The 730-nt window shown below is 65.2% G+C and carries 1 protein-coding gene; it reads left to right on the top strand.

Annotated features, from left to right (window positions below; translation table 11 throughout):
* Positions 1-137: 137 nt before the first annotated feature.
* Positions 138-730: cytochrome P450 family protein (locus ABD323_RS42710; RefSeq protein ID WP_486327180.1), on the top strand; the 593-nt coding region annotated here is incomplete at its 3' end.

Genomic DNA, 730 nt, shown 5'->3' with positions numbered 1-730 from the left:
ACCGGGACCGGTGCAGGCAGGGCGATTGCGACTGATCCGGTTGCCGGTCTCCTTCGGGCTCTTCACCGAATCGACGTCGTGTGCTTCACTCGGTAAGTAGAACGAGTTCCATTACGCTGCTCGCGGAGGTTCGGCGCATGACGACGTCACTGTTGCCCGAGGGTTTCGACTTCACCGATCCCGATCTGCTCGCGCGGCGACTGCCGCTCGACGAACTGGCGCTGCTGCGCCGCACCGCACCCGTGTGGTGGAACGACCAGCCGCACAATGTGGCGGGCTTCGGCGACGACGGCTTCTGGGTGGTGACCCGACTCGAGGACGTGAAGACCGTGTCGAAGGACAGCGAGCTGTTCTCCTCGAGCGAGAAGACCGCGATCGTCCGCTTCGACGAGAACATGGACGAGGACGGTCTCGACGCCAATCGGCTCGTCCTGCTCAACATGGATGCGCCCCAGCCCACCAAGCTGCCCCGGATCGTGTCGAAGGGCTTCCCGCCGCGCGCGAACAACAGGCTCGAGGACGGGTTGCGCGCACGCGCCCGGCAGATCGTCGCCGACGCGAAGGAGCGGGGGTCCGGTGACTTCGTGCAGGACGTGGCCTGCGAACTGCCGTTGCAGGCGATCGCCGACCTGATCGGTGTCCCGCAGGAGGACCGGCTGAAGATCTTCGACTGGTCCAACCAGATGATCGGTTACGACGATCCCGAGTACGACGTGGATCCGCTGACGGC

It is taken from the genome of Kitasatospora nipponensis (assembly GCF_039528135.1).
Classification (GTDB): Bacteria; Actinomycetota; Actinomycetes; order Streptomycetales; family Streptomycetaceae; genus Kitasatospora; species Kitasatospora nipponensis.
Note: the sequence above shows the minus strand (reverse complement) of the source record. Positions and strands in the feature narration are given on the sequence as shown.